Annotated in this window: 7 protein-coding genes and 2 tRNA genes; all 9 read left to right on the forward strand. The window is 28.8% G+C overall.

Annotation, left to right across the window (positions count from 1 at the left end; genetic code table 11):
- Position 1 precedes the first annotated feature (1 nt).
- The 9 genes from MR285_RS04580 (at position 2) to MR285_RS04620 (ending at position 6,367) form a co-directional block, all read left to right on the forward strand.
- Positions 2-382, forward strand: a complete 381-nt coding sequence (locus MR285_RS04580; protein ID WP_293558487.1) for a prepilin-type N-terminal cleavage/methylation domain-containing protein — start codon at positions 2-4, stop codon at positions 380-382.
- Positions 372-1,103 (forward strand): A24 family peptidase, encoded by a 732-nt coding sequence (locus MR285_RS04585; protein ID WP_293558489.1) that lies wholly within the window; start codon positions 372-374, stop codon positions 1,101-1,103. Before MR285_RS04580 ends, MR285_RS04585 begins: the two co-directional genes overlap by 11 nt.
- 3 nt (positions 1,104-1,106) lie before the next feature.
- The gene (locus MR285_RS04590; RefSeq protein WP_293558491.1) at positions 1,107-2,390 is read left to right on the forward strand and encodes a hypothetical protein; all 1,284 of its coding nucleotides are present in this window, start codon (positions 1,107-1,109) and stop codon (positions 2,388-2,390) included.
- 26 nt (positions 2,391-2,416) lie between these two features.
- The gene (locus MR285_RS04595) at positions 2,417-3,403 is read left to right on the forward strand and encodes an AIR synthase family protein (RefSeq protein ID WP_293558493.1); all 987 of its coding nucleotides are present in this window, start codon (positions 2,417-2,419) and stop codon (positions 3,401-3,403) included.
- Between the two features lie 68 nt (positions 3,404-3,471).
- The gene (locus tag MR285_RS04600) at positions 3,472-4,809 is read left to right on the forward strand and encodes an N-acetylmuramoyl-L-alanine amidase (RefSeq protein ID WP_293558495.1); all 1,338 of its coding nucleotides are present in this window, start codon (positions 3,472-3,474) and stop codon (positions 4,807-4,809) included.
- Positions 4,810-4,820: 11 nt separating this feature from the next.
- Positions 4,821-5,537, forward strand: a complete 717-nt coding sequence (rph, locus tag MR285_RS04605; RefSeq protein WP_293558497.1) for a ribonuclease PH — start codon at positions 4,821-4,823, stop codon at positions 5,535-5,537.
- The gene (rdgB, locus tag MR285_RS04610; protein ID WP_293558499.1) at positions 5,534-6,118 is read left to right on the forward strand and encodes an RdgB/HAM1 family non-canonical purine NTP pyrophosphatase; all 585 of its coding nucleotides are present in this window, start codon (positions 5,534-5,536) and stop codon (positions 6,116-6,118) included. The genes rph and rdgB overlap by 4 nt, the downstream gene beginning before the upstream one ends.
- 50 nt (positions 6,119-6,168) lie before the next feature.
- Positions 6,169-6,245, forward strand: a tRNA-His gene (locus tag MR285_RS04615).
- 35 nt (positions 6,246-6,280) lie between these two features.
- Positions 6,281-6,367 (forward strand) — tRNA-Leu (locus MR285_RS04620).

The raw sequence follows: 6,367 nt of genomic DNA on the forward strand, positions 1-6,367 counted from the left end.
TATGAAGATACAAAATAAAAAGAAGGGTTTTACACTAATTGAACTCGTAATTGTAATAGCAATTATTGCAATATTAATTTCAATCGCAGCTATGAAGTATAGCACGACAAACCTTGCAGCAGAAGCGGCAGCACACAATGCTAATGTAAAAGTTTTAAAGAGTGCAGGAATTTTATATTTAATCGATCATCCTGATGAAAAAAACATTAATATTGAAAATTTAAAACCATATATTGAAAGTGGAAAAATTCCTAAGCCCGCAAAACATTTAGGCAAGGGGACTGCATTTACAGTAACTGCAACAGAAGATGGAGATATAGTTGTTGAACCGGGCATTGTAAAAGTGCAAAATAATTCCTTAGTAGAAGATAATGGAAAATAATATTCATAAAATTTTACTGATTTTTTTGATTTTTATGCTTGGAGGTTCCATTGCATCTTTTTATCATTTATTTGTCAATAGAAGAGAAAAAAATGAAGATTTTATATTTGCAAGGAGCCACTGTGACCATTGCCATAGAAAATTAGCATTTTATGAAATCATTCCTGTTTTTTCTTATATTTATCTTAAGGGAAAATGCAAAAGTTGCGGAGAACAAATTGGTATAGACAAATTTTTTACAGAAATTTTAATTTCGATTCTTTCCGTTTTAATTTTTTTAAAATATGGAATATCAATTTATACTATTTTATTTATTGTTATAATTACAGTGGCGACTTTTATTGGAATAATAGACTTTAAAACAGGATATATTTATAATATAGACCTTTTTATAATTTTAGTTTTTACTTTGCTTTTAAAATTATTTGCAGAAGAAAATATTGTTAATTCTCTAAAATTTTCTCTTGGAATAGGTCTATTCTTTTTTATGCTGTATAAATTCACTGAGATGATGGGACTTGGAGATGTTTATTATTCCTTTATAATGGGATTTTTTGCGAATAATTTATTAGAAGCCTTTAATTTATTTAAGGATTCCTTTTTAATAGCAGCAGTATTTTCTTTAATTTTAATTTTATTAAAGAAAAAAAGTTTTAAAGATTCCATTGCCTTTGGACCTTTTATTAGCATATCTATTATTATTTTCATATTATGCAGGTGAATTATGTATCAAAAAAAGATTACTAAATTTATAATAAAGGATGGATTTATAAAAATTAATAAAGATATAAAAGAAGAGTTAAAGATTGCCCTGCCTTATAGAATTTATAGAGATGGTGAAATATTAGATTATCATCATTTTTACTACAAATTTAGTAAAATTATGGAGAAAATTAATTTTAACAGGAAGGATAAACTAATTTTAATATTTGACTCTTCTTCTTTTATTCACATTAATTATAAAATCCCGGAAATTGATGAAAGGGAGATAAGGGATTTTCTTAAATTAGAACTTGAAGATTATGGAGATTTTGATCTATTAAAATATGAAATTTTTTACGATTTTATAAAAGAAGATGATATCTTAAATTTGTCAATTGATTTAGTTCCAGTAAATTTAATTTCAAAAATAAAAGAAATTTTTGAAAAATTAGAGATTTCAAACTATGAAATAATTCCAGAACCGCAGTCTATAAATAAAGATGGAAAATATGTTGAACTTTCTCCAACATATATAAAATTAATTTCTGTAAAAAATAATTTAGTGAATTTTTATGAAAAAATTTACGATACAAATTTTGAAAAATTAATTGAAGAAAATAAGTTAGAAGAACAAAATGCCTCTAATATAATAAATCTTCGCTATGACCCTGAAGAATCGAAGATTGATGAGGATTTTTTGTTTAAATACAAAAATTATTTTACAAATTATATTAGTAAAATAGAAAGTTTTGCAAAGGGTGAAAAGATAAAATTATTTGGAAATATTTGTGATTCAGAAATTATTAAAGAAATTTTTAAAAAATTTAGTAACCTAGAATATAATCTCTTAGACGAAGATATACACAATAAAATTTCTATAAAAAAAGATGAAAGAGAAAAGAATAGTGTCAAAAAGAAAAATTTTATAAATTTAATTCTAGCATTTTCTATGGCTTTAATAATAATTTTTAATTTAATATATTTTTTAAATCTTAAAAAAGAAAATGAGATTAAAATAGCAAATACACCAGATGTAAAAAAAGAAGAAGTTGTAGAAACTGATATGTCTAGTGATAAATTTCAGGAGAGAAATAAAATTTTTATAGATAAGATTTCTGAAATTCAAAAACTTGAGGACAAAAATTTAATAATAACAAACTATTCCTTTGACGGTGGCAAGATTACAGTTAGGGGAATAGTAAAGAACGAGGAATATTTTAATAAGGTTTTTAAAAACATAAATATTCTCAGCAAAAATATTTATATGGAGAATGGATTTTATAAATTTGAAATGCAAATTAAATAATTGTAAAATCCAATAGGGGTGTTAATTTGGAAATAGGAAAATTAAAAGCAGAGTTGTTGGAAAAATATATTTTCAATAATTTGAGTTCAAATAGAGAAGAAGTAATTGTAAAAAGCGGAACTGGCTTAGACAACGCAGTTTTAGATTTTGGTGGAGATTTAATTGTCGCATCCACAGATCCCATAACAGGTGCATCAAAAAATATTGGCTCTTTGGCGATAAATGTATCTGTAAACGATGTAAGTTGTCAATGTGCAGACCCAGTAGGAGTTTTAATGACAGTTTTAATTCCGCCAAGTGCAACAATAGATGACTTGAAAGAAATTATTGATGATGCAAATAGGACGGCAACTAAATTAAATGTAGATATAGTCGGCGGCCACACAGAAATAACGGATGCAGTAAATAAAATTTTAATCTCAACTACAGTTTTAGGAAGGGTTAATAAAGATATTAGACCAGATATAAAAAGCATTAAACCAGGAGATGTGATTGCAGTTTCAAAATATATTGGCATAGAGGGCACAAGTATCATTGCTCATGATAAGTCTAATATAAGAGAAGTTTTAAATGAAGAAGAATTAAAACTTGCTATATCATTATCTGACGAAATTTCAGTTTTAAAAGAATCAAGAATTGCATCAAAATATGGAGTAAAGCATATGCACGACATTACTGAGGGCGGATTGTATGGAGCACTTTGGGAAACAGGTGTAGCAATAGATTATGGTCTAGCTACTTATTATGATGACATTCCAGTGCTTGATGTAACGAAAAAAGTTTCAAAATTTTATGAAATTGATCCTATGAGACTTATTTCGAGTGGGAGTATGCTAATGATTTTTGACAAAGATAAATTTAATGAGTTTAAAAAAGAAACAGAAAATGAGGGAATAAAAGTTACAAAAATTGGCGAAGTAGTTAAAGAAAATAAGACAGTAGTAGTGTTTAATGACAAAACACTAACTTTATCAGAACCAGGCTCTGATGAGCTTTATAAAATCATTGACTAAATATTACAATTTAGTTACAATATTGACAAATTAGTTAATGAAATATAAACTTTAACTAGGTGAAATATATGAAAAAAATTATCAAAATATCAATATTATTTATAGCAATGCTTATTATGCCAGTATTTGCAGCAAATATTTTTTCTGTGAGTATTGGAAGCAGTGCTTTTAAAGTTAAAGAAGCAGGCGTTTTAGTCAATAAAGAAACGCTAAAAACTGAATTTTCTCCATACATAAAAGATGGAAGGACTTTTGTGCCTATTCGTGAAATCACAGAAAAACTTGGTGCTAATGTAAAGTGGAATTCAAAGGATGAGAGCATAAAAATTGCTTTAAATGGTGATGTAATTAATATGCAAATTGATAATCCAAATGTAACAGTTAATGGAAAGAAAATTTCACTAGATGAAGCACAAGCTCCACAACTTGCACTATATAAAAGTCCGCGAAGAGAAACTAAGACAATGGTACCTCTTAGATTTATTTCAGAAACCTTTGGATACGAAGTAAATTGGAACAATGAAAAAGTGAGAGCGGAAATTAGCACGGTGTCATCAAAATCAATTACAGAGGAAACAAAAAGTGAAAATTCTGATATAAAAACAAGTAGTAAAAATAATAAAAACTCCACTGACAATAAAAAATCTAATGTTAAGTCAGTATCGATTTTTGATAGCAACTATTTTCAATCAAATGTAGAAAAAACGGAAACTAATAATATAAAAAGCCAAATAAATAATGGAAATGAAGACAAAATATTTGAAGAAGCAGATCTTGATTTAAAAGATAAAAAGAACAAAGTAATTAAAGACAAAATTGAAATAAATGGCAAGTTAAATATTATTATTGACCCTGGCCATGGAGGTAAAGATTCAGGTGCAATTGCACTCGATGGATATACTTATGAAAAGGACTTAAATTTGTTGGTTGCTGAAAGTTTAATGGAAAAATTAAATTCAAATCCAGAGATAAATGCAACAATAACAAGGACAAGAGATGAGTATGTCAAACTTTTAGATAGAGCATCTGTATCTAATGATAAAAATGCTGATTTGTTCCTTTCAATTCACTTCAACAGTTCCGATAATTCAAGTGCAAATGGAATTGAAGTGTTGTATGCCTCAGAAAATAATATTTCAATAAAGGATACTGTTCAAAAACATTTTGCAAATTGTTTGCAAAAAGCGCTTATAAGGGAAACTGGCGCTGTTGATCGAGGAATTAAAAATAGACCAGCTATAATTGTATTAAATAAAACAAAAAATGTTTCTGCACTAGCTGAGTTAGGATTTTTATCAAATGAAAGTGATTTAGAAACAATAAAAGACCCTGATTACATTGATAAATTAGCTAGAGGACTCTATAATGGAATAGAAGACTACATGAATAGCTATGTTATTAAATAAGAAAGGGAATTATGAGAGAAGATAGACAAAACGACGAAATAAGACCAATTAGAATAACGCCAAATTATTTGGAACATCCAGATGGTTCTGTATTAATTGAATGGGGAGAAACAAAAGTTATTTGTACAGCGATGATTGAAAATAAAGTCCCTGCATTTTTGAGAGGAAAGAATAAAGGATGGCTTTCAAGCGAATATTCAATGCTTCCTGGTTCAACGCCAACAAGAAAAGTAAGAGATATCTCAAGGGGAAAACTTGATGGAAGAAGCAGTGAAATTTCAAGATTAATTGGAAGGTCACTTAGGTCATGTATAGATTTAGATAAAATTGGAGAAAGAACGATATGGATCGACTGCGATGTCATTTCGGCTGACGGAGGAACAAGAACCGCATCTATAACAGGATCTTATATTGCACTTAAAATTGCAGTAAAAAAAGCATTAGAAAGCGGAAAATTCAAAGAAAATCCAATAGTTTCTAAAATTGCTGCAATTAGTGTAGGAAAAGTTGGCGGAATAAATTTAGTGGACTTAGATTTTAGGGAAGATTCAAATGCTGATGTTGACCTAAATGTTGTCATGAACGATGAATTTGAACTAATAGAAATTCAAGGTACTGGCGAAGGTGATACTTTTTCAATTGAAGAACTAAATGAATTTTTAAAGGGCGCTAAAAGAGGAATTGAAGATATTTTTAAATATTTTGAAATTATGGAGAAGTATATATGAGAGAATTAGTTTTATCCACTGATAATATTAATAAGTTGAGAGAAATAAGAGAAATTTTACAAGATTTAGACGTAAAAATTTATGGGAAATCCGATATAGAAGGGTTGGATTTTGAAGTAATAGAAGACGGCGACACTTTGTATGACAATGCGCTAAAAAAAGCAAGTGCAATAGCAGATAGAGTTAATTACGCAGTTTTAGCAGATGACACGGGTTTATTTGTAAAATCACTTAATGGAGAACCTGGAGTTCATTCTGCAAGATATGCATCAGAGCATGATGACAAAAAAAATAGAGAGAAGTTATTAGATAATCTCAAAGACAAAGACGACAGAAGTGCATATTTTAAAACACAAATAATTTTAATCGATGAAGATAAAAATATTATTCCCATTGAAGGAATTTGCAGTGGTAAAATTTCACTTGAAGAAAAAGGCGACAATGGATTTGGTTACGACAGCATCTTTATACCAGAAGGATTTGACAAAACATTTGCAGAAATGAGTCATGAAGAGAAAAATAAAATTAGTCATCGAGCAAGAGCATTAAAGAATCTTCGAGATAAACTTTTAATATTGTAAAAAATAATTGACAATAGATATATAATTTGTTAATATATATATTGTTCGTGGTGGGTATGGCCTAGCTGGTTAAGGCGTCAGATTGTGGTCCTGAAGATCGTGGGTTCGATTCCCACTATCCACCCCACAATATATTGAAGTGTCTTAGACACTTCTTTTTTTGCTAGAGTGGCGGAATTGGCAGACGCACCAGACTCAAAATCTGGCGGTCGCAAGATCGTGTGGGTTCAAGTCCCACCTTTAGCACCA

Origin of the sequence: Peptoniphilus sp., from assembly GCF_022767005.1 — a bacterium.
Taxonomy (GTDB): Bacteria; Bacillota; Clostridia; order Tissierellales; family Peptoniphilaceae; genus Peptoniphilus_A.

Excerpts from the sequence above, each read along its gene's own strand:
- MR285_RS04600 (WP_293558495.1), top strand. The coding sequence starts at position 3,472 with ATGAAAAAAATTATCAAAATATCAATATTATTTATAGCAATGCTTATT.
- MR285_RS04590 (WP_293558491.1), top strand. The coding sequence starts at position 1,107 with ATGTATCAAAAAAAGATTACTAAATTTATAATAAAGGATGGATTTATA.
- rph (WP_293558497.1), top strand. The coding sequence starts at position 4,821 with ATGAGAGAAGATAGACAAAACGACGAAATAAGACCAATTAGAATAACG.
- rdgB (WP_293558499.1), top strand. The coding sequence starts at position 5,534 with ATGAGAGAATTAGTTTTATCCACTGATAATATTAATAAGTTGAGAGAA.
- MR285_RS04580 (WP_293558487.1), top strand. The coding sequence starts at position 2 with ATGAAGATACAAAATAAAAAGAAGGGTTTTACACTAATTGAACTCGTA.
- MR285_RS04585 (WP_293558489.1), top strand. The coding sequence starts at position 372 with ATGGAAAATAATATTCATAAAATTTTACTGATTTTTTTGATTTTTATG.